Origin of the sequence: Antiquaquibacter oligotrophicus (assembly GCF_020535405.1) — a bacterium.
GTDB lineage: Bacteria > Actinomycetota > Actinomycetes > Actinomycetales > Microbacteriaceae > Rhodoglobus > Rhodoglobus oligotrophicus.
The window spans coordinates 2,783,170-2,805,368 of record NZ_CP085036.1 but is presented as its reverse complement, the minus strand read 5'-3'; the positions used below and the strand labels follow the sequence as shown (position 1 = coordinate 2,805,368).

Here is a 22,199-nt window from a genome sequence, read left to right as displayed (position 1 = left end):
CCACAGCATCCGGCTCGATCGTTGGCAGACTAGACCGGTGATCGTTATCGTTGCGCCCGGTCAGGGCTCTCAAACCCCAGGTTTCCTCGAGCCGTGGCTCGCCGAACCCCGATTCGCCGACCAACTCGGAGCGATCTCCGACGCCGTCGGCATCGACCTCGTCGCGCACGGCACCACATCGGATGCCGACACGATCCGCGACACCCGTATCGCGCAGCCCCTCATCGTTGCAGCGGGTCTCCTCACGCTCTCGGCGCTGCTGGCCGACGGCCGACGCGACAAGATCGACGGCATAGCGGGGCACTCTGTAGGAGAGATCACGGCCGCCGCGGGTGCCGGCATCCTGAGCGACACCGACGCGGTCACCTTCGTGCGTGAGCGAGCGAACGCCATGGCGGATGCTGCGGCCCTCGAGCAGGCCGGAATGTCCGCGGTGCTCGGCGGTGACGAGGCGGAGCTCCTCGCACGACTGGCGGAGCTCGAGCTCAGCCCCGCGAACTACAACGGCGGTGGCCAAATCGTGGTGGCCGGTGCCCTCCCCGCTCTCGCGGAGCTCGCCGCGAACCCCGTGCCCGGCACGCGGGTCATTCCGCTTCAGGTCGCCGGAGCGTTCCACACCCGGTACATGGCGCCCGCCGTCGAGCCACTGGCAGAGGTGGCCGCCGGAATCGTCGCCCTGGACCCCACTATTCCGATCTGGACCAACAAGGACGGCTCACGCGTCTCGAACGGACAAGAGTTCGTCGATCTCCTCGTCGGACAGGTCTCGTCGCCCGTGCGGTGGGACAAGACCATGGCGTCACTGGGCGAGGCGGGTGTCACGGGCATCATCGAACTCGCACCCGCTGGCGCACTCGTGGGCCTCGTCAAGCGCGGTCTGAAAGGTGTTCCGACGGTCGCGGTCAAGACACCGGATGACCTTGCCGCAGCGTTCGAGATGATCGACGCCTGATGGCAACACTCAAGCAGGCCACCGGCCCCCAGTTCACGCGAATCTACAGCTACGGAGCGGCACGCGGCGATCTCGTCGTCCCCAACGACGATCTGGTCGGCCCGATCGACTCGAGCGACGAGTGGATCAAGCAGCGCACGGGCATTTCGACCCGCACACGGGCATCCGCTGACGTCCTCGCGGTGGACCTGGCGACGGATGCCGCGCGCGAAGCCATCGAGCGCGCGGGAGTCGCCCCGGAACTCATCGATCTCGTGATCGTCGCAACCATCAGCAACGTGCAGCAGACGCCGTCGATGGCCGCTGTCGTCGCCGACCGCGTCGGCGCCAACCCTGCGGCCGCCTACGACGAGAACGCCGCGTGCGCGGGGTTCAGTTACGGAGTGACCCAGGCGGATGCCCTCATCAGGGCCGGCGCAGCCCACTACGCACTCGTGATCGGGGCAGAGAAGCTCTCGGACATCGTCGACCCCACGGACCGCACGATCTCGTTCCTCCTCGGCGATGGGGCGGGCGCAGTGGTCATCGGCCCGAGTGACTTCCCCGGGGTCGCAGCACCCGTGTGGGGCTCCGACGGTTCCAAGGCCGGGTCCGTTGGCATGAACGCGACACTCGTTGACTTCCGCAACGGCGATGCTCCGTGGCCCACGCTCCGACAGGACGGTCAGACCGTTTTTCGCTGGGCAGTGTGGGAGATGGCGAAGGTCGCGCGTCAGGCACTCGAGGTTGCCGGAGTCGAAGCATCCGATCTCGCCGCGTTCATCCCTCACCAGGCCAACATGCGCATCATCGACGAGTTCGCCAAGCAACTCGGTCTGCCTGAGACGGTGCTCGTCGGGCGCGACATCGCCACCACCGGCAACACGAGTGCCGCATCGATACCGCTTGCCACGCACCGGTTACTCGAGGAGCACCCGGAACTCAGCGGAGGTCTCGCGCTGCAGATCGGCTTCGGCGCGGGCCTCGTCTTCGGGGCCCAGGTCGTCGTCCTCCCCTAAACTGCTTAGCGGTCACTTCACACCATCAAGGAGAAAACAACAATGGCATTGTCCACGGAAGAAGTACTGGCCGGCCTGGCCGAGCTCATCAACGACGAGACCGGCATTGCGACGGACACCGTCGAGCTGGACAAGTCGTTCACCGACGACCTCGACATCGACTCCATTTCGATGATGACGATCGTCGTCAACGCTGAAGAGAAGTTCGACGTCAAGATTCCCGACGAAGAGGTCAAGAACCTCAAGACCGTCGGCGACGCCGTGAGCTTCATCACCAGCGCGCAGGGCTGAACAACATCAGCGGCCGGCCAGCCGGTTCCCCGGCTGGCCGCCTCGCTGATGCGCAAGCGCACCACGCAGTACACGACAGGAACGTGAAATGACCAAAAAGATCGTCGTCACCGGTATCGGTGCCACCTCCCCGCTCGGCGGGACCGCTCCCGAGTCCTGGGAGGCACTCCTCGCAGGCGAATCGGGCGCACACACCCTCACACACGACTGGGTTGAGCAGTACGAGCTCCCCGTCACCTTCGCGGCTGAGGCCAAGGTCCGCCCCGAAGAGGTTCTCGAACGTGTCGAGTCCAAGCGTCTCGACCCCTCCAGCCAGTTCGCCCTCATCTCAGCCCGTGAGGCGTGGGCGGATGCTGGCTCCCCCGACGTCGATCCCATCCGCGTCGGTGTCGACTACTCCACCGGTATCGGTGGTCTGTGGACGCTCCTCGACGCATGGGACACCCTGCGTGAGAAGGGCCCTCGCCGGGTCCTTCCGATGACCATTCCGATGCTCATGCCGAACGCCGCCGCGGCCGCGATCAGCATGTCCATCCCCTCTCGCGCCTACGCCCGCACCGATGTGTCGGCGTGCGCATCGAGCACAGAGGCAATTGCCAACGCCTACGCCCACCTCCAGCTGGGTCTCGCCGATGTCGTGATCGCGGGCGGAACCGAGGCGGTCGTGCATCCCCTGCCGATCGCAGCGTTCGCGTCGATGCAGGCACTCTCCAAGCGCAATGACAGCCCCGAGACCGCCTCGCGACCGTACGACGTGTCCCGAGATGGCTTTGTGCTCGGTGAGGGTGCTGGCTCGATCGTGCTCGAGACCGAGGAGCACGCCCTCGCGCGCGGTGCCCGCATCTACGCGGAGCTCGCCGGCGGCACCGTCACGAGTGACTCGTTCCATATCACCGCACCCGACCCCGAGGGTTCGGCCGCGGCTCGTGCGATGAAGGCCGCGATCGAGATGGCCGGGGCGAGTCCGACGGATGTCGCGCACATCAACGCCCACGCGACGAGCACACCCGTCGGCGACATCGCGGAGTACAACGCCATGGCTCGCGTGTTCGGCGATCACCTTCCGTCAATCGCCGTGTCCGCGACAAAAGCGGCGACCGGTCATCTCCTCGGTGGAACCGGCGCTCTGGAGGCCATCTTCACGATCCTGGCACTCCACAACCGCACGGCACCGCCGACCATCAACCTCACGGAGCAGGATCCGGAGATCCCCCTCGACGTCGTGACCGCGCCTCGTGCGCTCGGGGACGGAGAGTTGCTGGCGCTCAGCAACTCGTTCGGCTTCGGTGGCCACAACTCCGTGGCCGCCTTCCGCAGCTACAACTAGGTCGCAGCTAGCGGCCGATGGGCCTGCAGCCGTCGTGCAGTAGGCACTCCCCGTCGAACTGGATCAAGTCGTCCTCGGTGACGAGTCGTTCGAGTTGCTCCAGGTCGATGAGGGGTGGTGCCACCTCGTCGAGCAGTTCCGTCAGTTCGCGATTCAGCGTGTCCATGGTTCCTCCGGCCTAACCACTTTCTTCCGTTACCCGACGGCGTGCAACCACACGACCGCGGAGTCTTGCCCGGCGTGACGGAACACGTCGAGCTCGTCGTCCCACGCCTGACCCAGGGCCAGACGGAGTTCGCGATGAAGTTCGAGCGCATTGGCCCCTGCCGTCTCCATGGCAGATCGAATGCGATCCTCCGGGATGACGACGTTGCCGACCGTGTCGGTCTGCGCGAAAAAAATGCCGAGGTCGGGTGTGTGCATCCAACGCCCGCCGTCCGTACCGAGGCCAGCGTCCTCCGTCACCTCATAGCGGAGGTGCTCCCACCCCCGAAGTGCCGATGCGAGCCGTGCGCCTGTGCCGCGCGGGCCCTCCCAGTAGAACTCGGTACGAAGCGAGCCCTTGAGAACGGGCTGCTCGATCCAATCGAAATTGACGGCGCGCTCAAGGGCGCGACCTGCCGCCCACTCGATGTGTGGGCACAGCGCGCGTGGCGCGGAGTGCACAAAAAGCACCCCACGAGCCGTGTTTCGAGAAACACTCTGTGCAGTCACGTCGATCTCCGTTCTGGTTGGGTGCGACTTCCCCATCGACCCAGATGAACGGTGCAACGTGTGCGGACTGTGAAATTGGAACGGGCGAACCCGCTGGCCTCATTATCGCCGACAACTCCCCGAAATCACAAGCATGTGATTCCCGGCGTGGCGTCACTTCGCGTCGGCATAGGAACGGACCGTGGCGACGGTCACGGGGAACGAGGGCCCGGCATCCCCGAAGAGCAAACGTCCTGCCGCCGACGCTGCCTCGCGAAGCTCACGCTCTACGTCGGGAGCGTGCTCGATCGGGCAGTGGACAACGACCTCATCGTGAACAAAAAAGACGAGGTGGGCCGACGTCGTAAACCACCCGTGCCCCGCGAGGGCCGACAACCGCTGACGGATGCCCGCCAACCAGCACAACGCCCACTCTGCGGCCGTGCCCTGCACAACGAAGTTCCGGGTGAACCGTCCAAACGCGCGAGCACGCGTTCGAGCGGCAGCAACACCCGCCGGGGTCGCACCCTCCGATGACGCGTCCCGCTGACTCTGAAACCACGCGGTGTCAGGCAGCGGCGAGGTGCGGCCGAGTCTCGTCATCACCTGACCGCCACGCTCCCCCGTTCGCGCAGCATCCTCGACGAATCCGATCGCCCGCGGATAGGCCCGTGCGAGGCGAGGCAGGAGACGACCGCTCTGGCCGGTGGTTCCGCCGTACATGGCGCCGAGCATCCCGATCTTGGCGTGCTCGCGGGTGTCGACGGCACCGCTGGCGACAATCGCGTTGTACATGTCGGTCTCGCCAGCCGCTGCGATCATGGACCGATCGCCGGAGAGGGCGGCGAGGATGCGCGGCTCCAGTTGCGAGGCATCCGCCACAACGAACACCCACCCAGGGTCAGCGATAACGGCACCACGGATCTGCTTGGGGAGCTGCAGCGCACCTCCCCCACTCGTGGCCCATCTCCCGGTTACAACACCACCCGGCACAAAATCGGCTCGGAACCGTCCGTCACGAACCCAGGTCTCGAGCCAGTTCCATCCATTTGCCGACAGAAGACGCGCGAGACGCTTGTACTCGAGCAGCGGTTCGATCGCAGGGTGATCGTGCTCGGCGAGCTCCCACTTCGAGGTCGACGACACGTCGAGTCCCGCTCGTCGCAACACACGGAGCAACTCGACAGGAGAATCGGGGTTCACCTCCGCACCATCGAGCGCGGCGCGGAGCCGATCGAGCGTTCGCTGCATGTGAAGCGGTCGCTGCCCGGGCGACGGCCTGGCACCGAGAACCTCGGTGAGGAGTTCGCCGTGACGCTCGACATCCCACGGCAGACCGGCATGGTTCAGTTCTGACGCGATGAGCGCGCCCACCGATTCGGCGGCGAGCAGCAAGTCGACCCGCGGGGGTTCGGCACTCCCGGCGACGGCGGTGCGTTGCCGACGGAACTCGGCGACGGGATCGTCGGGCTCCCTCGGCGCGGCCTCGAACTCGAAGAGGGCACCAGACGGAGGCACCTCGGGAGCGCGCGCGTTGTCCCAGCCGTCGAGGGGGGCGCGAGCCAGTTCGGACTCCGCGGTCAGCAGGGACCGCCGCAGGATCGTCCGACACAGGCGCAAGTCGAAACATCGCTCCACTCGCACGCCCTCCGCGAGAAGCCGCGGGTACCACCAGGAGGTGTCATCCCACACCCACCTCGGACGCTCGCGTTCGCGATCGGCCACAAAGGATGCCAGGTCCCGAACCTCGCGCTCGCGCCCGTCGTCGATCGACGCGAAGAAGGTGCCGGAGCGGTGATCCAGAACGATCGTGGATGCCGCGGTCACGGCATCCGCTCAACCGTGGAGCAGCGCACCGCTCTTGGCGAGCACATTCTTCTCCCCGGCCTCGATGGCCACAGAGAATCGATTCTGCTTGGGTGGCAGCGGGCAGTTGAAGGCATAGCTGAAGGCGCAGGGCGGGAGGACTGCTCGGTTGAAGTCGAGGGTGATCGTGCCGTCCGGGTTCGGTGCAAGGAAAAGGAAGCGTCCGACGCTGTACGTCGAGTCGCCGTTCGTCGCGTCTGCGAACACGAGCTGGAGTGCCCTGCCAGCCTTGAATGCGGCCAGGTTGTAGTCGACCCCGTCTTTGGTGAACGTAATCTCGCCGGGAATCACCTTCTCCTTCGTCTGACCGTCGCTCTTGAGCTGCTCGAAGCCGAGGGTCGTACCGGCGGGGTTCTCGGTGAACGTTCCGGTGATGACCCACTCCGGGTCGTAGTCGAAGATCGAGATGCCGCCGAACTCCTGGATGGCCTCGGAGTTGCCGTCGAAGACACGCAAGCCGTAGTGCCCGTCATCACCCGCAATGACAAACCCGCTGGTTGTGTCGTTGAAGACGATGGCGCTCGGCTCGGCGGAATCCTTGCCACGCACGAAGGTTGAGCCGTCGACGAGTTCACCGTCAACGTAGATGCCGTCGGCCGCCGCAGCGGTGACCGTCAGTCCACCCTCCGCCGGCGCCCAGACACCGGGCACACCCCACACGGGCTGTTCACTATCGATCCACTGGGTGTTGACGAGAGCGAGGCTGCCCTGAGGTTGAACCACCGCCATTTCCCGTCGCGAGTGGTAGTAGTCCAGCTGCTCCTGGGGGGTCTTCTGTTCCGGCGTCTCGGTCACGTCGTTCACGCTAGCAGCGACCGGGGACAGCATTCACAGCTCGACGCGCATGTCGACAGACGATCATTTTTCGACCCTAGACTGACCGCCATGCCTGAGACCTGGGTCGACCCCGTCATCCGAAAACTACGGAATCGCAACCTATGCCCACGCTGCGGTGGAGGCCTCGCCGGCCCCGTCTGCGGCAGCTGCGGTGCCGACCTGCAGGGTCCGCTCGCGTGGAGCATTCTTCAGGCGTCCGAGGATGCCGCGGTCGCCCTCGAGGCGCGCCAGGCTCTCGTACAGCGGCTCACGGAGGCGTCGCCCGCGACGGGCGCGACCGCCGTCGTCACGGCTACGGCTCCGTCTACTCCGGTGGCAGTCCAGAGCACACCCGCCGCTGCTGCGCCAGCGACCAAGCCCGCCACCGCAAGTTCTGGGGTAAGCCTGCAGTCGATCCTCGCCGTGGTTGGTGCCGGACTCGTCGCCATCGCCGCGATCGTCTTCACCTTCTTCAACCCCGATCTCGACAGCTTCGAGATCCGCACGGCCATCGTGGCGGGATTCACCCTCCTGTTCTTCGGTGCTGCGTGGTTGCTTGCCCGCGCACGTCTTCGTTTCTCCGCCGAGGCCGTAGGTTCGCTCGGCACGGTATTTGTCGCTCTCGACGTGTGGGCGGTCACCGAGCCCGTTGACGACCTCTCGACGAAGCTCCTTGTCGCTGCCGGTGCCGTCGCCGTGGCATCAGCGCTCCTCCTCAGTTTTGGCGCACTCGTCGTGTTGCGATCGCCCGTCTGGATCGGAACGGTCACCGCAACGCTGGTGCCACTGCTCATCGGCAGCAGCATCGGCACCAGTGCCGGCAGCATGTGGGGGGTCCCCTTCGGGTTGGTGGGAGCCGCGGCGGTGCCGCTCCTCGCGTATCTGGTGCATCCGGCACTCGCACGCCGGTTTGGCTCAACCCTGCGCGCCGATGCCACAACGGGGCTTGTTCTCCAGTTGTTCGCCATAGGTGCCGTGCTCGTTTTGCTCCTCGCAAACGACACCATGGGAGTGGAGCGTTCAACCGGTTCTGGGCTGAGCCTCCTACTCCTCGCCGCCATCGCTGGCCTGTCAGCCCGTTTCGCAGCGAATGACTGGTGGAGCTGGCTGACGGGAGCGCTCCTTGCACTCTCGGCCAGCGCTTTCTCGACCATCGTCGTCACCGACGGTGCGTGGATATTCGCCCTCATCGCCGGAGCGGCCGTGGTCGTTGTCGCCCTCAGCGCGTTGCTTCCCCAGACGCCCCACCTCGACCGTTGGATGCTGAGGCTCGGCGCGTGGACGATCTCGCTCATCTGGTCAGTGCCCGCGGCGCTGTCGCTCCTGCCGGTCGTGCTATTCGGCGTGTTGTTCCGAGGTGGTGAAGCCGATCCCGGCATGTTCGGTGGTGCGGAACTCGCACTCCCACTTGCCCTGAGCCTGGGAGCGGGAGCGATTGCGGCGATCCTGCTGAGAGCCGTGTGGAGACGCGCCCAGCAGGTGGACCCCATCGCACGCTACTTCCTGCCGGTGGCGGCATGGCACATCGCCGCCGCGATCGTCTACGTCGCCACGTGGACGTGGTTCAGCGACCTCGCGCGGGTCGTCATTGCCCTCGGCGTGGCATCGGCACTGGGGGTCGTGCTGTCGTTCGTGAAACGCGCGCGATCGCTGCGGGCGGGCATCCGGATGCCCTTCGTTGTCGCGGCCCACGTTCTTGTTGTGCTCGCGGCGATCATCGCGTGGCAGGACGAATCGCTGCGAGTTGGTGGCGGCGCGGCAGGGCTCGCGGTCATCGTCCTTCTCGCCCGACTCGTCCCCGGCCCCATACGCCCCGCATACACCGCGGTGGGATACGGATGGGCTCTCGTCGTACTCTCCGCGGGCCTCGCACTCACGGGACTCGACGTCATCGCGGTGCTCTGTCTCACTACCTCGACCGCCGCGGTGGCCGCCCTCATCGCCACCGTCGCTCCATGGCCGCGAACCGCTCACTGGTACGCGATCCTCGCCGTCACCTCCGTGCCGTTCCTCATCGGAGTTGCCACCGTGTTCGTGGAACGTAGCGGATGGACGGGGCTCTCGACCTCGGTCATCGTGGCGCTCCTCATCGTGATCCTCCTTGGTCGGCGCGAGGGTCTGACGGGAGCGCTTCGCACGATCGCTGCCGCGCTCGTCGTTCCCGCGACTGCGGTGGCGATCATCTCCCTCGGTGCACATTTCCTCACCGTGAGCGCCTCCCCCGTGACCCTGCCCGTGATCGCGGCGATCATCGCCTGTGTGCTTCCCGCGACGCGTCTCATCGGGGGCGCGTTAGAGATTCGCGGTGTTGCCGCCGCCCACGCGCGTGCCTCGAGAATCGCGCTCGAGGTGTCCTCACTCGTGACGGCGGTGTTTGCCATCGTTCTCGCGCTCGTGCGAGCGGCGGCAGGGCTTCCCACGACCCTCATCGTGCTGATCATCCTGGGATCGGGTGCGATTGCCACGGCAGTGTTCGGTGGACGTCGATACGGCTGGCCGGTCGCCGGTGCCTCGTTCACCGGCGCCCTGTGGTCGATCTGGGCGCTGAACGGTGTCACCGGACTCGAGCCATACCTGCTCCCACCCACTCTTGGCGCTGCGGCGGTTGGGCTCTTCCTCGTGGTTCGAGGCCTCCCGGGGTTTGTTCTCTCGGCGCGCGGGCTGTATGCGGCCGGGCTCGCCACCGCAGTGGCACCCGTCCTTGTCGCCCTCGCAGCGGTCGGCTCGAACGGCATCACGCCCTGGCGCGCGTGGCTTCTGCTCGGCATCGCCACGGTGCTCGTCCTCTTCGCCGGTCTCACTCCGAGAATCGCGCGCATCGGGGCATTCGAGCAGCTACCCCACGTTCGTGTTCCCTCGCTCGTCATCGCCCTGCTCGCCAGCTCGGGTGGTGTCATTCAGTCGGTCCGGTTCGCGCTCGGATACGACGGTGTCGGCATGGACGGGATGCCGATGCCGACCGTTCTGCTCTACACCGGCGCATCCACGGTGATCGCCATCGCTGCCGGAGCACTCCTCGCGGCTCCATCCAACGGGGTGAGCGTTCCGGATGCGGCACGTCGCTGGGTACTCGTGCCAGCGCTGACCTTCGCGACGGTGGGCCCGGTGGCCGCGCGAGGTGACGATTGGTTTTCGATCATCACGCTTCTTCTCCTCAGCCTCACCCTCCTCGCGATCATGATCGTCACCGTCGTGCGCGGACTGACGAGACCCGTCATCCTTCCCCCCGTCGTCATCACCTTCGCTCTGGCGTGGTCGGCGGCCGTGGCCAGTTGGTCGGCACGCGAACTCAGAGTGGAAGCGTATTCGCTGCCGATGGGCGCAGCCTTGATCGCCGCCGGAGTGATCGCATCACGGGCATCCCGCGACAACAAGGCCACGTTCTGGTCGTGGCCGTTAGGTTTCACGCGGTCGTGGGCGCTCTACACGCCCGGGCTTGTCGTCACCTTCCTCCCGTCGATCCTCGCGACCGGAACCGATCCGCGCACCGAACGCGCGGTGCTCGTCATCGTGCTCGCCCTCGTTGCGATCATGATCGGCAACCTTCGGCGACTGGCGGCACCGTTCATTCTCGGCATCATCGTGCTCCCTATCGAGAACCTCGTTGTCTTCACCGTTCAGATCGGTCAGAACATCGGGGCTCAACCATGGTGGATCACACTCGCCACGGCCGGCGCCGTGCTCCTCGTTCTCGCCGTGACATCGGAACGCCGTGTCGGGCAAGGAAAGGGCGCTGCCGCGCGGATGCGCGACCTACGGTAGCTGCGCCACCCCCCAGACTGCGTCCTGTAGCGTAGTCCGAGGATTTGGGCAGGACGCCGCGTCATGCGGCACGACAGAGGAGTCGACAAACATGACCCCGAAGAACGACAAGCTTCTCGAGGCGCGCCAGCGGGCCAACGAGGTCCGCAAGGAGCACGAGCGCAAGGAGCGTCGCCGCCGGGTGCTCATCCAGGTGTCGATTATCGTCGGTGCGCTCGTCGTGGTCGGTGGTATCGCTGGTGCAGTTATCGCCGCCAATCAGGCCGCGACGGTCGTCAACGTTCCCGAGGCATCCACCGAGGTCACCGTGAATGGTGCTGGCGGCGTTCCGTTCGAGGTCGGGGGCACCAGCGTCACCGTCGGAGATCCCGACGCCCCCATCGCGCTGTCACTGTGGGAAGACTTCTCCTGCCCCCACTGCCAGGACTACGAAGCACTCATCGGAGACACGTTCAACGACCTGATCTCGAAGGGCGAGATCTCGCTCGAGGTTCACAGCATCCGCTTCGTCTCCAACTACGGTGCCAACGCGGGAAGCGCCGCCACCTGTGTCGCCGAGCACGCACCCGACAAGTGGCTCGACGTGCGCGCGGGCCTGTTCGAGATCCACGGCGCCGAGACAGACCTCTGGACCGACGACGACTTCGCCACCTACCTTTCGGACGAGCAGGGCATCACGGATGACGCGACCCTGTCGTGTGTGCGCGATGGCAAGTACGCGCGCTGGATCCTCAGCAACACAATCGCCGCGCAGGATGCCGGAGTCGAAGGCACCCCGACACTCTTCGTCAACGGAGACAAGTCAGAGCTGCTCATGCCCGAGGAACTCACCGAGATCGCCTCCCAAGCCAGCGCGCAGGGATAACACACGGCGTCGTAGACGCTGTGGAAGCCCACCTGGCTCCGGGTATGCTCCCGAGCATGGATATCGCGGTGGGAGAGACGACAACGCACGCGCTGGTTAAGGCGTACAGCATCCTCTCGATCGACGATTTCACGATGCCGGTGAAGGCGAAAACGGCGCGGATCACTGAGGCGGAGGTGTACTGGACGTATCAGGATGGGGCGTGGGTGATCGGGTTCGTTCAACTCTCGGGGCCCATCGTGCGTAAGAGTGACGGAGCAGATTCCACTCAGACCGTGAGCTTCGCCACCTATCCCGCCGGGATGCGTTCGTACGGCGAGGTCACACCCGGGGAAATTCTCGACTTCGCACTGGCCAACGCGCCCGACTGGACTCCCACGATCAGTGAGTCCGGCTACTCGCGCACGCCGGGGCTTCCGAGCAGCCTCTGAGCGGAAGGGCATCCACTGTGCACATCACCCTCGTCGAGACGACAACGCAGGTCGTTGTGTCTGCAACAACGCCGCTCATGACGGACTTCACCATGGTCGTCGGTCAGCGCACCGCGCGCATCAAGAAGGCCACGGTCTCGTGGGGCTACCGAGATGGGAGCTGGCGGATCGACTCCGTACGAGTGTGGGGCCCCGTCATCCGTAAGAGTGACGGTGCGGAATCCAGTCAGCACGTCAATGAGCTCACCAAACCCGCGGGAATTGACGGTTCGGCTTACTCGGTTCTCACTCCCCCAGAAATAGTTGACATCGCGTTAGCCAACACACCCGACTGGGTGCCGGTCATCTCTCAAACTGACTACCCACGGTCCACGCGGGTGCGCAGCAGCCTGTGAAGTGGAACTGAGCGGAAAAAATCCTTGGTAGGGCGGACGGGACTTGAACCCGTGACCGACGGATTATGAGTCCGCTGCTCTAACCAGCTGAGCTACCGCCCCGTGGCGCGCGCGTCGTCGAGCGAGCCGAGTCAACGATACAGGGGCCCGCGGCACCGGGATGGACGCTCCAGTTCGAACACCCCGGTTACGGTCGGGGTTAGAACGGCGGCGGATCGCCCCTCGTGGAGTGGCCGGTGGGGCTCGTCCACAGAAGTCCGCTCGCGTCACGTTCCAGCAGCCAGGTCGTGTGGTGTCGAACGCGGTGGTGGTTGCGGCAGAGCGGGCCGACGTTCGCTCCCGAAGTCGGGCCACGGCTGCCGAAGGGAAGCGTGTGATCGAGGTCGCACGCGCTCGCCGGGCGTCCGCATCCGCTGAAGTCGCAGATCGGGTGGAGTGCACGGATGGTGCGAGCCAGATCCGCGGGAACACGATAGGTACCACGGTCGATGTCCAGGACCACACCGGAGATGGGGTGGGTGAGAATACGGGTAAACGACGGCGCATGTGCACTCAAACGACGGGCCGTCTCTGCTTCGATGGGTGTCACGCCGTCGAGCGTGGCTGGCGCCTCGTCGAGGCCGAGCAGCGTCATGACGGGAACTGTGACCGCGACGGTGACACTCGCGCCCCGAGAATCGCCGAGTCGGCCCGCCACGAGGTCGGTCATGACGTCCGCACGCAGTTGCGCGAGCGTCCGAGACTCCCCAGGAGCCGACGCCAAGGCTCGAGCGCGGGCATCCACGATCGCGTAGGCACGAGCGGCTTCCTCGGCCGAGAGTAACGCGTTGAACCATGCCATGCCGTCCGGCGCGGGATCGACCCACACGCGCCGGCCGACGGCCGCGAGCGTGTGACGTTCCGTGAGGTCCGCACTCGATAGCCGAGCGGCGGTCCGCGCCGCACTCGAACGGAAACGAGCAGGCGCGAGACGGCGAAGGTCGGCCATAGCTGCGTCAAAGGCGGGCCATACCTCCTCCGGGAGGTTTGCACACTGTTCCGCCGCAGTGCGGGCGTTCTGAATAGAACACTCGCCCTCACGGAACCAGTACCAGACCTGAGGCGCACGAACGCGGAGGAGGTCTGCCTCGTGCGCGTAAGTGCGAACCGTTCCCTCCGACAAGCCGAGGCGGACCGCCAGATCGGCGACGATAGCGCGAGTGGCGAACTCCACCGCGTCATCGTTGGAACGAAGGTTCTCGACAAACGCGTACGGGAACTCGCGCGCCTCCCGCACCGTGTCGGCGATCGCGGCCACGAGCTCCGCGTGAGCGCGTGTTGCCGCCGACTGGGCGAACTCCGCGCGCGCCATCCCGAAAAGCGCACGTGTGTCGGGGAGGGACTCATCCAGGAGGATGGGCGCCTCGTCGAGGGTGGGCGAACCGGGCATAGAAACAGTGCATCAGGGGGCACCGACAAACGAAGCACCGTGAGTAGAGGGGTGTGGATAAGTCGGGGGTTGGGGGTTTCGAGACGCCGCCTTCGGCGGCTCCTCAACCCACAAGGACGCCGCCTTCGGCGGCTCCTCAACCCACAAGGACGCCGCCTTCGGCGGCTCCTCAACCCACAGGGGACGCCGGGGCTTAGACCGGCTCACCCCGGTAGAGCGCCTCGAAGGTGTTGAGCGTGCGCTGGATGTCGTGGGCCTCGACGATCGACAGGCTCTCGCGCTTGAAGCGTTCCAACTCGTCCTGCGGCATGGTGAGGACTCGCGTGAGCTTTTCGGCGAGTTCATCGACGTTGCCGGGAGTGAAGAGGAAGCCATTCTCGCCGTCGTGCACGAGGTGCGGGAGCGCCATCGCATCCGCCGCCACGATGGGCAGACCCGACGCCATCGCCTCCATCGTGGAAATGCTCTGGAGTTCGGCGATGGAGGGCATTGCGAATACCTTCGCTTTGGTGAGGCTGTCCCGGATGAATTCGTCTGTCACACGACCCTCGAAGCGGACGCGATCGGCAACTCGAAGCTGCGAGGCGAGCGTCTTGAGGCGATGCTCCTGGTCCCCCGTGCCCATAATCTGCAGCTTCGCGTTCAGCTCGGGTGAAAGTTTCGCGAAAGCGCGGATGAGCTTGTCGATCTGCTTTTCGTCGACAATGCGCCCGAGAAAAACGATGAGATTTTCGTCGGCCGGGTCGAAACTCGGCACGTAGTTGTGCGCGTCGATTCCGCACGAAATCGCAAGCACACCTCGAATTGAGGTGTTCTTCTCGAGGTACTCCGCAGCCTTCTGTGTCGGTGTGCTCACGCGCTCGGCACGGCTGAAGGAACGATCGGCGGCGGCCCATGCCCGGCGGATGGCCCACCGGCGCAGGAACGGCGGGATGATGATCGCGTGGTCGAGAAGGTTCTCGGGCATGAAGTGGTTAGTGCCGATGAGACGGATGCCCCGCTTGGCGCCCTCGATGGTGAGGCCGCGCCCCACCACGATGTGCGACTGGAAGTGGATGACGTCGGGCTTGACCAGGTCGAGGATCCGAGCGGACTCAGCCTTCACCCGCCAGGGGAGCAGGAAACGGAAGGTGGGGTGCGGGTACCAGCGCCAGGACCGGACACGATGCACGGTCATCCGTTGGCCTTCGTGTACCTCCTCGATCGCACCGAGACGACCGTCGTAGGAGGGGGCCATGATGTGGACATCGTGACCGCGAATCACGAGGCCTGCGGCGAGACGCGCAATGAAGCTCGCGGCGCCATTGATCTCCGGTGCGAAGGTATCGGCGCCGATAAGAACTCGAAGTCGCGGCGAGTTCTCATCGAACGTACGTCGCGAAATGTCAGCCACGGGCGAAGAATTCCTTTGTCTGGGGTGCAAGAGTCATCTGGGAAGCGAGCGGATCGCTCGAGCACATCAGCGGTGCGCTGGGCGCCGCCCTAACCTACCCCACTACTTCGGGGAAGAGCCGTCCGCCGCGTCGGCGATCGCCGTATTGGCAAGCGCCTGCGGGTGGTGGCGCGCGAGCGAGAGAACACCGTAAATGGCGACACCGGCGGCCACAACAAAGGCGATGATCGCCCAGAACGGCGCGCCGGCCGCCTCACCCAGCACGATGATGCCGATAGAAACAGCGACGAGGGGGTCGATAACGGTGAGGCCTGCCACAACCAGATCCGGCGGGTTCGACGAGTGCGCCGTTTGCACAAAATAGGTGCCGAGGAGCGCCGCGGCAATGAGACCCACGATGCACAGGAGAGTGAGAAGGTCGGCCGGCCCGATCGGGTAGTTCGGAATCGAGATGATCGTGCGCACGCGATCGATAACAACCTTGGCGAGCGTCACGACGAACCCGAACAGCACGCCGCCCGCGATCACGTAAAAGATCGGCCTCGGCTTGCGCCCTCGGAGAATAAGGAAGGTCGTGAGCAACCCAGCGAGAACCACGGCGAGGGTCACGAGCACGGTGACGAGTTGAGTCGAGGTGATCGGATGCGTCTGCGCCACGAACGCCGCAATGGTGACGAACGCGCCAATACCCACGACACAGATCACAATCGCGCGAATGGAGATGGCGTCGAGCGGTGTCTTCGTGATCCGCGCATTAACGATCGCCGTCACAACGAGGGCTACCGCACCGAGGGGCTGAACAACGATGAGGGGGGCGAACGCAAGGCTCGTGAGTTGCATGACGATCGCCACTCCGAGCAGGAGCGTTCCGATCACCCATGAGGGGCGAGCCAGGAGCGAGCGGAGCTGTCCGAAACTCAGACCGGTCGTGCCATCCGTCGTTGATGCGGCGTTCACGAGGCTCACACCCCGGTGTTGGAACTGCGTTCCGATCGCGAGCAGTACCGCTGCGACAAGCGCGAGCGGGATGCCGATGGCTGCCGACGAGTCGAGTGTCAGCTGTTCTGCGATATCTTCGAGCTCAGGAGGCACCCGACGAATCTACCTTCTCGTTGCCGGATATTCTGGGCGAATGGCCGTACTCCCGATCCGAATCACCGGTGATCCCGTTCTCCACACCACAGCATCCGAGGTGACCCAGATCGACGATGAGGTCCGCACTCTGGTGGCCGACATGGTGGAGACGATGATCGCAGCCCCCGGTGTCGGACTCGCGGCGCCGCAGGTCGGGGTGCCACTCCGGGTGTTCGTCTACCGATGGGACGACGGCTCTGCCATTCACGAGGGGGTCGCGATCAACCCAGAACTGTGGCTTGCGCCGACACCACCCGCCGAAACCACGGAGGACGACGAGGAAGGCTGCCTGTCGATCCCGGGTGAGCGTTTCCCCCTGCTGCGCTCCCCCGCCGCAATCCTCAGAGCCACCGATCTCGACGGTGAGCGCTACGAGGTGCTGGCCGATGGCTGGTTGGCCCGAATCTTCCAGCACGAGTACGACCACCTCGACGGTGTGCTCTACGCCGATCGCCTCGAGTACCCAGAGGCCAAAGCCGCCGCGAAGGCGGTTCGCAAGAAGGGCTGGGGCACGCCCGGACACGAATGGATGCCCGGGCGCGACCACCTCGAGGGTTGACGCCGCTGCGCTAGACGGTGGGGTGCTGCGCGCTCGCTCGGAGCACCTCGAGACGAGCCCGGTACTCCTTCTCATCGATGTCGCCCTGAGCAAAACGCTCCGCGAGGGTGACCTCGGCGCTGCGGCTGGCCCAACGCCCCGGGTGCCCCGGTCCCCATCCGGCACGCGCCCAACGACGCCTACCGAGGCCGACGATGAGGGCGATGATGGCGATCCAGAACAGGGGGATCAGAACAAAGAAGATCCAGCCGAAACCGAATCCCGGGCCGTGCCATGCGAGAGCAGCGGCGGTCAGTGCGATGGTGTTCATGACACGTCCTTCGTGTGAAGTTCGCGACCGGGATCGGCCGCACCATCAGCCTTGCGAAGACGCCCCGCCGGCACATCGGCCGCGCGGCGACAACGCGCCTACTCCCCCGGTCGTACTAGCCCGGTTTCGTACGCCAGCACGACGAGTTGGACACGGTCCCGCGCATCCAGTTTCGACATGATGCGGGACACGTGGGTTTTGGCGGTGAGCGGGCTCACAAAAAGTTGCCGACCGATCTCCTCGTTGGTCATCCCTCGACCGACGAGTGCGAGTACTTCGCGTTCGCGCTCCGTGATGACATCGAGGGCCGCAGCATCCGGAGCCTCGTGGAGGCGGCTGGAGATACGCTCGAGCAGCCGCCGCGTGACGCCGGGGCTCAGGAGCGCGTCTCCCGCGGACACCACTCGCACCGCTCGGATGAGTTCCTCCGGTTCGGTGTCCTTCACGAGAAACCCGCTCGCGCCAGCACGTATCGCCCGGCCAACGTACTCGTCGAGCTCGAAGGTCGTCACGATGACGATGTGGGTGTCCGCGAGTCGGGGGTCTGCCACGAGCTGTTCCGTAGCCCACAAGCCGTCGCCGTCGGGCATACGGATGTCCATGAGGACAACGTCGGGGCGCGTGCGCGTCACGAGGGCGACGGCATCCCTCCCGGAGCCCGCCTCCCCCACAACATCGATGTCGGGCTCCGCCTCCAGGAGGCTACGAAATCCCGCGCGAATCAGGTGTTGATCATCGGCGAGGGCAACACGAATCATGGGTGCTCCTCCACGGGAATGGTCGCCGTGATACGACTTCCGCCTAGTTGCGACGAGCCGATCTCGAGTCGACCCCCGAGGAGTTCGGCCCGTTCGCTCATGCCGAGGATGCCCCGACCCTCCGACGCCTCATCCCGCTCGAAACCTCTGCCGTCGTCATCGATACGAATCGAGTACTCGCTCTCGGTGGAGGCGAGCCTCACGACCGCGCGGGTCGCGTCAGCATGCCGCACGACGTTGGTCAACGACTCTTGGGCGATCCGATAGAGCGCGAGCTGAACGGATTGCGGGGCACCAACGATTTCCCCCTCGAGCGTCACATCGAGACCCTGTGCCGCGAGCGGTGCAATGAGACTGGGCAAACGAGAAAGGTCGGGTTCTGGCAGTAGTGGGGCATCCGGATCTCGATCGGTCGAACGCAGGACGCCGAGTACGGAGCGCACCTCGTCGAGGGCGGTCTTGCTGGTGTTTTTGATATTCGCGAGTGCCTCGGCAGCCTTCTCGGGCTGACGCTCCATGAGGTGAAGTCCGACGCCGGCCTGCACATTGATCTGGCTGAGCGAATGCGCGAGCACGTCGTGCAGTTCGCGCGCGAGCCGCACGCGCTCGGCTTGGGCCTCGCTCTGACGACGGCGAGCGATCGTGCGCCGATACTCGGCCAGCATCTCTCGGCGACTTCTCATCGACTCACCGATACCGAAGAGAACAAGAATCCCGAGTGTCGTGACCGCAACACCTCCGGGGTGCCACTCGCGGCCGAGAAGAATCCCGGTCCCCAAGGTGATCGCCCACACCGAACCAACACTCACCCAGGCCCACACCCGCGCACCCCGTACGAGCGCCCCGATGATCGCGAAAACGAGCGCCACATACGGCGGTCCGCCGAACCCCTGGGAGACAAAAAAGTCGAGGCTGCCGAGGATACTGACGACAAGTACAACGGGTCCGGGGTACCGACGTGCGCCCAAAAGTGCCAGTGGACCGAGGATGGCCAGCAGCAGAGTCAGCGCTCGTCCCTGAGTCGGCCCCTGCGTGGCAAGCCAGAAGAGAGACGCGGGAAGCTGGATGAGAAGCGACAGCACCACCGGCAGGAGAAGTCTCGTGCGTGGCGACGCACGGCGTCGCTCGTGGAGTAGCCACTCGTCCGGCCAGTTCGCGTCGGGACGGCCCCAACGTGCGCGTTGTCGCGAGTGTTCGGGGTCGTGCATCCCACGATGCTATTCCTCGCGGCTCCCCTGCGCGTCGGCCTGCGGATGTGCCCGCGCTACTCCCCCGGGAGTACACGTCGCAAAAACAGAAAGCCCCTGGCCGTGGAGGACCAGGGGCTCAGCTCCCCGAGTTGGACTCGAACCAACAACCTATCGGTTAACAGCCGATTGCTCTGCCAATTGAGCTATCGAGGATTGCGTTTTTCAGCTTGTCTACTTTAGCAAAGGTTCGCGGTGCTCCAAACCGACCCGCTCATGCCTCGACCGGACGGCGCTCGAGGTAACTCAACGTTCGACCGAGGCTGCGGACGTACGGATGCGGCGACGTCTCGAGAACCTCGTCGACCTCCCCGATTCCCACCACGATGCCGCCGTGCATCACCGCAACGCGCGAACTCACGCGGCGCACCTCGCCGAGGTCAGCCGTCACGATGAGGGCCGAGAAGGCTTGCTGCTCCTGGAGAGCCACGATCGTGTCGAGGATCGCGGAGCGCACGGTGACATCGATACCCGCGGTCGGATCATCCGCCACGAGAAGAGATGGCCCAAGAATGAGCGAGCGCGCGATCGCAACACGCTGACGCTGACCCTTACTGAGTTCGTGCGGGTACTTGTTCATGGTCGCCAGTGGCAGCCGCACCGCGTCGATGAGGGTCGCGACCGCTTCTCCCGCCTCGTCCTGATCGAACCAACGATCGCGCGCGAAAATCGGCTCGGCGACGTTCTCGCCTACCGTCAGTCGTGGGGACAGGTGGTCCCCCGCCTCCTGTCGGAGATAGCCGACCCCCAGCCGCAACAGCCCGCGCTTGCGGGGGCCGAGTCCACGAACGGGTACACCGAGCACATCGAGGGTTCCGCCCGTGATGCGAGGCGAATCTTCGGCAACACGATCGGCCTCGAGAGCGACGGCCTTCGCGAGTGTCGACTTACCGGAACCCGTCTCGCCCACGATGGCGAGCACGTCGCCCGGTGCAATGTCGAGGCTCACTCCGCCGACCGCGATGGACCGCGTGTCCGGGTTGTCGGACGAGTAGCGCAACGATAGATCGCGTGCGCGGACGGCCAGGGTGGATGCGGCGGCCGAGGTCATCCACACAGACTAACGTTCGAGCGCGGAAGCCGTCGCCGCGCTAGCCGCGCAGCGCCCGCCGCTCCGCCTCGACCCGAACGAGTTCACGCTGAACACCGGCAAAACGGTCGGGTTCGGCAGCCGAATCGATGCGCTGCAGACTCCCGAGCAGTTCCCTCGTGATGCGGAGCAGATCTCGGTCGATGAGCGACGAAACAACACCGCGGCAGTACCCGGCAATGAGTTCTGGCCTCTCCGGGATGGGAGCGACCGAGAGTTGGGTCACGAGAGTGGCGTAGGGCCCCGGAACGGTCGAAATGACGCGAGCAACAAAATCGCCAGCCGCGAGTTCGGCCGCCGTCGCCGCGACCGCGTCGCGCACGACGGACAGTGTTCTGTCCCCGAACTGCACGGTCATGGCACGGTGCACGAGCTCCCGCCCGACCTCGCCGGGATACTGCAGGATCGCCATCAGGGCGTCCCGCTCAAGGCGGGTCGACGGATCGGTGGGGAGGGCGGTGAGTGAGGGGGCGGCCTCGCGTTCGGGCGCCTGCTGCGGTGCGCGTTCGGTGTGGTCGTTGGGGCGTGTCGCCGACGTGCCGCCAGACCTCGCAGCCACCGCTCGCTGAACCTCGTCGGGATCCATACCGAGCCAGCCCGCGAGGTTGCGCACGTAGCCGATGGCGAGAGCACGATCGCGGATGCCCGCCACGACGGGTGCCGCGGCACGAAGGGCCGCGACCCTCCCCTCGACGGTCTCCAGATCGAAGCCACTCAGCACCCGTCGGATCATGAACTCGAACATGGGCTTGCGTGTGGTGATCATGTGACGAACTGCGTCATCGCCACGCTCGAGCCGCAGATCGCACGGGTCGAGCCCGCCGGGCGCGATCGCCACGAAGGTCTGCGCCGCGAAGCGTTGTTCCTCGGCGAAGGCGCGGCTTGCCGCTTTCTGGCCGGCCTCGTCGGGGTCGAAGGTGAAGATGACCTCACCCGTCTGGCGTACATCCGCATTGTCGACATCGCCCATGACACGCCTCACCACCTTGATGTGGTCGACACCGAAGGCGGTTCCACACGTTGCCACCGCGGTCGTGATACCCGCGAGGTGGCACGCCATGACATCCGTGTAGCCCTCGACGACCACAACCTGCTTGCCCTTCGAGATGTCCCGCTTGGCGAGATCCAGCCCGTAGAGCACCTGGCTCTTGTGGTAGACGGGAGTCTCCGGGGTGTTGAGATACTTGGGCCCCTGATCGTCGTCGAGGAGCTTGCGAGCACCGAAGCCAACCGTCTGACCCGTGACATCCCGGATCGGCCAGATGAGGCGTCCACGGAACCGGTCGTAGACGTCACCGCGATCGCCCTTACCGAGCAGGCCAGCGGTGATGAGCTCCTCGTCGCTGTACCCGAGCGTTTTGAGGTGGCGACCGAGTGCACCGCCACGGGGAGCAAAACCGACGCCGAACCGGGCGGCGGCGGCGGGGTCGAACCCCCGCTGCCCGAGAAACTGCCTGCCGGGTTCCGCTTCCGGTGAACCGAGCTGGGCGATGAAGAAGTCCTCGGCGGCTTTGTTCGCTGACAGGATGCGGGCGCGGTTGCCGTGGTCGGGTGCTGCCCCGCCGTCCTCGTAGTGGAGTTCGAAACCGATCCTCGCGGCCATACGCTCCACTGCTTCGGCGAAGCTCACGTGGTCCATCTTCATGAGGAAGGTGAAGACGTCACCGCCCTCACCGCAGCCGAAGCAGTGGTAAAAACCGACCTGCGGGCGCACATGGAAGCTCGGACTCCGCTCCTCGTGGAACGGGCACAAACCCTTCATGGATCCGCCGCCGGCGCCCTTGAGGGTCACGTAGTCGCCGACAATATCGGCGATGTTGGTGCGCGACCGGACCTCGTCGATATCGCTTCGTCGAATCAGGCCAGCCACGCAAGGATTCTAC

Annotated in this window: 21 protein-coding genes and 2 tRNA genes; 9 read left to right on the top strand and 14 right to left on the bottom strand. The window is 65.5% G+C overall.

Annotation, left to right across the window (positions count from 1 at the left end; genetic code table 11):
* Positions 1-37: 37 nt before the first annotated feature.
* From LH407_RS13750 to LH407_RS13735, 4 genes are all read left to right on the top strand, one after another.
* On the top strand, positions 38-952 hold the full coding sequence (locus LH407_RS13750) for an ACP S-malonyltransferase (RefSeq protein ID WP_322133417.1): 915 nt from the start codon (positions 38-40) through the stop codon (positions 950-952).
* Positions 952-1,950, top strand: a complete 999-nt coding sequence (locus LH407_RS13745) for a beta-ketoacyl-ACP synthase III (RefSeq protein WP_322133418.1) — start codon at positions 952-954, stop codon at positions 1,948-1,950. Before LH407_RS13750 ends, LH407_RS13745 begins: the two co-directional genes overlap by 1 nt.
* A gap of 42 nt (positions 1,951-1,992) precedes the next feature.
* Entirely contained in the window at positions 1,993-2,241 is a 249-nt protein-coding gene (locus tag LH407_RS13740; protein WP_322133419.1) for an acyl carrier protein, read from the top strand.
* An 88-nt stretch (positions 2,242-2,329) separates the two neighbouring features.
* Entirely contained in the window at positions 2,330-3,568 is a 1,239-nt protein-coding gene (locus tag LH407_RS13735; protein WP_322133420.1) for a beta-ketoacyl-[acyl-carrier-protein] synthase family protein, read from the top strand.
* 7 nt (positions 3,569-3,575) lie between these two features.
* On the opposite strand, the gene LH407_RS13730 is transcribed toward LH407_RS13735, so the two are convergent.
* The 4 genes from LH407_RS13730 to LH407_RS13715 form a co-directional block, all read right to left on the bottom strand.
* Positions 3,576-3,734, bottom strand: coding sequence for a hypothetical protein (locus LH407_RS13730; protein WP_322133421.1), 159 nt, complete (start codon positions 3,732-3,734; stop codon positions 3,576-3,578).
* A gap of 29 nt (positions 3,735-3,763) precedes the next feature.
* Positions 3,764-4,243, bottom strand: a complete 480-nt coding sequence (locus tag LH407_RS13725; RefSeq protein ID WP_407650663.1) for a DUF3145 domain-containing protein — start codon at positions 4,241-4,243, stop codon at positions 3,764-3,766.
* 192 nt (positions 4,244-4,435) lie between these two features.
* Positions 4,436-6,088, bottom strand: a complete 1,653-nt coding sequence (locus LH407_RS13720) for a bifunctional 3'-5' exonuclease/DNA polymerase (RefSeq protein WP_322133423.1) — start codon at positions 6,086-6,088, stop codon at positions 4,436-4,438.
* A 9-nt stretch (positions 6,089-6,097) separates the two neighbouring features.
* On the bottom strand, positions 6,098-6,922 hold the full coding sequence (locus LH407_RS13715; protein ID WP_322133424.1) for a DUF1684 domain-containing protein: 825 nt from the start codon (positions 6,920-6,922) through the stop codon (positions 6,098-6,100).
* 90 nt (positions 6,923-7,012) lie between these two features.
* Here LH407_RS13715 and LH407_RS13710 point away from each other — a divergent pair, with 90 nt between their 5' ends.
* The 4 genes from LH407_RS13710 (at position 7,013) to LH407_RS13695 (ending at position 12,396) form a co-directional block, all read left to right on the top strand.
* Entirely contained in the window at positions 7,013-10,705 is a 3,693-nt protein-coding gene (locus LH407_RS13710; RefSeq protein ID WP_322133425.1) for an SCO7613 C-terminal domain-containing membrane protein, read from the top strand.
* Positions 10,706-10,796: 91 nt separating this feature from the next.
* Positions 10,797-11,570, top strand: coding sequence for a thioredoxin domain-containing protein (locus LH407_RS13705; RefSeq protein WP_322133426.1), 774 nt, complete (start codon positions 10,797-10,799; stop codon positions 11,568-11,570).
* Between the two features lie 56 nt (positions 11,571-11,626).
* The gene (locus LH407_RS13700; protein WP_322133427.1) at positions 11,627-12,001 is read left to right on the top strand and encodes a hypothetical protein; all 375 of its coding nucleotides are present in this window, start codon (positions 11,627-11,629) and stop codon (positions 11,999-12,001) included.
* A gap of 17 nt (positions 12,002-12,018) precedes the next feature.
* Positions 12,019-12,396, top strand: coding sequence for a hypothetical protein (locus tag LH407_RS13695; protein WP_322133428.1), 378 nt, complete (start codon positions 12,019-12,021; stop codon positions 12,394-12,396).
* Positions 12,397-12,421: 25 nt separating this feature from the next.
* On the opposite strand, the gene LH407_RS13690 is transcribed toward LH407_RS13695, so the two are convergent.
* From LH407_RS13690 to LH407_RS13675, 4 genes are all read right to left on the bottom strand, one after another.
* Positions 12,422-12,498, bottom strand: a tRNA-Ile gene (locus LH407_RS13690).
* Between the two features lie 97 nt (positions 12,499-12,595).
* On the bottom strand, positions 12,596-13,825 hold the full coding sequence (locus tag LH407_RS13685; RefSeq protein ID WP_322133429.1) for an HNH endonuclease signature motif containing protein: 1,230 nt from the start codon (positions 13,823-13,825) through the stop codon (positions 12,596-12,598).
* Between the two features lie 193 nt (positions 13,826-14,018).
* A complete protein-coding gene (locus LH407_RS13680; protein ID WP_322133430.1) occupies positions 14,019-15,218 on the bottom strand; it encodes a glycosyltransferase in 1,200 nt (399 codons plus the stop codon).
* Between the two features lie 102 nt (positions 15,219-15,320).
* The gene (locus LH407_RS13675) at positions 15,321-16,310 is read right to left on the bottom strand and encodes a DMT family transporter (protein ID WP_322133431.1); all 990 of its coding nucleotides are present in this window, start codon (positions 16,308-16,310) and stop codon (positions 15,321-15,323) included.
* 40 nt (positions 16,311-16,350) lie between these two features.
* On the opposite strand from LH407_RS13675, the gene def reads away from it, so the two are divergent.
* Entirely contained in the window at positions 16,351-16,911 is a 561-nt protein-coding gene (gene def / locus LH407_RS13670; RefSeq protein ID WP_322133432.1) for a peptide deformylase, read from the top strand.
* Between the two features lie 10 nt (positions 16,912-16,921).
* On the opposite strand, the gene LH407_RS13665 is transcribed toward def, so the two are convergent.
* The 6 genes from LH407_RS13665 to dnaG form a co-directional block, all read right to left on the bottom strand.
* On the bottom strand, positions 16,922-17,221 hold the full coding sequence (locus tag LH407_RS13665; RefSeq protein ID WP_322133433.1) for an SHOCT domain-containing protein: 300 nt from the start codon (positions 17,219-17,221) through the stop codon (positions 16,922-16,924).
* Positions 17,222-17,319: 98 nt separating this feature from the next.
* Positions 17,320-17,979 carry a response regulator gene (locus tag LH407_RS13660; protein WP_322133434.1) on the bottom strand — a complete coding sequence of 220 codons (660 nt, stop codon included), beginning with the start codon at positions 17,977-17,979 and terminating at the stop codon, positions 17,320-17,322.
* Positions 17,976-19,187, bottom strand: coding sequence for a sensor histidine kinase (locus LH407_RS13655; protein ID WP_322133435.1), 1,212 nt, complete (start codon positions 19,185-19,187; stop codon positions 17,976-17,978). The genes LH407_RS13660 and LH407_RS13655 overlap by 4 nt, the downstream gene beginning before the upstream one ends.
* A 122-nt stretch (positions 19,188-19,309) precedes the next feature.
* Positions 19,310-19,382, bottom strand: a tRNA-Asn gene (locus LH407_RS13650).
* 58 nt (positions 19,383-19,440) lie between these two features.
* Positions 19,441-20,277, bottom strand: coding sequence for an ATP-binding cassette domain-containing protein (locus LH407_RS13645; protein ID WP_322133436.1), 837 nt, complete (start codon positions 20,275-20,277; stop codon positions 19,441-19,443).
* Positions 20,278-20,317: 40 nt separating this feature from the next.
* Positions 20,318-22,186, bottom strand: a complete 1,869-nt coding sequence (gene dnaG / locus LH407_RS13640) for a DNA primase (protein WP_322133437.1) — start codon at positions 22,184-22,186, stop codon at positions 20,318-20,320.
* Positions 22,187-22,199 lie beyond the last annotated feature (13 nt).

Coding starts and splice junctions, on each gene's coding strand:
- LH407_RS13685 (WP_322133429.1), bottom strand. CDS start 13,825: ATGCCCGGTTCGCCCACCCTCGACGAGGCGCCCATCCTCCTGGATGAG.
- LH407_RS13735 (WP_322133420.1), top strand. CDS start 2,330: ATGACCAAAAAGATCGTCGTCACCGGTATCGGTGCCACCTCCCCGCTC.
- LH407_RS13705 (WP_322133426.1), top strand. CDS start 10,797: ATGACCCCGAAGAACGACAAGCTTCTCGAGGCGCGCCAGCGGGCCAAC.
- LH407_RS13740 (WP_322133419.1), top strand. CDS start 1,993: ATGGCATTGTCCACGGAAGAAGTACTGGCCGGCCTGGCCGAGCTCATC.
- LH407_RS13645 (WP_322133436.1), bottom strand. CDS start 20,277: ATGACCTCGGCCGCCGCATCCACCCTGGCCGTCCGCGCACGCGATCTA.
- def (WP_322133432.1), top strand. CDS start 16,351: ATGGCCGTACTCCCGATCCGAATCACCGGTGATCCCGTTCTCCACACC.
- LH407_RS13730 (WP_322133421.1), bottom strand. CDS start 3,734: ATGGACACGCTGAATCGCGAACTGACGGAACTGCTCGACGAGGTGGCA.
- LH407_RS13655 (WP_322133435.1), bottom strand. CDS start 19,187: ATGCACGACCCCGAACACTCGCGACAACGCGCACGTTGGGGCCGTCCC.
- LH407_RS13660 (WP_322133434.1), bottom strand. CDS start 17,979: ATGATTCGTGTTGCCCTCGCCGATGATCAACACCTGATTCGCGCGGGA.
- LH407_RS13665 (WP_322133433.1), bottom strand. CDS start 17,221: ATGAACACCATCGCACTGACCGCCGCTGCTCTCGCATGGCACGGCCCG.
- LH407_RS13700 (WP_322133427.1), top strand. CDS start 11,627: ATGGATATCGCGGTGGGAGAGACGACAACGCACGCGCTGGTTAAGGCG.
- LH407_RS13710 (WP_322133425.1), top strand. CDS start 7,013: ATGCCTGAGACCTGGGTCGACCCCGTCATCCGAAAACTACGGAATCGC.
- LH407_RS13745 (WP_322133418.1), top strand. CDS start 952: ATGGCAACACTCAAGCAGGCCACCGGCCCCCAGTTCACGCGAATCTAC.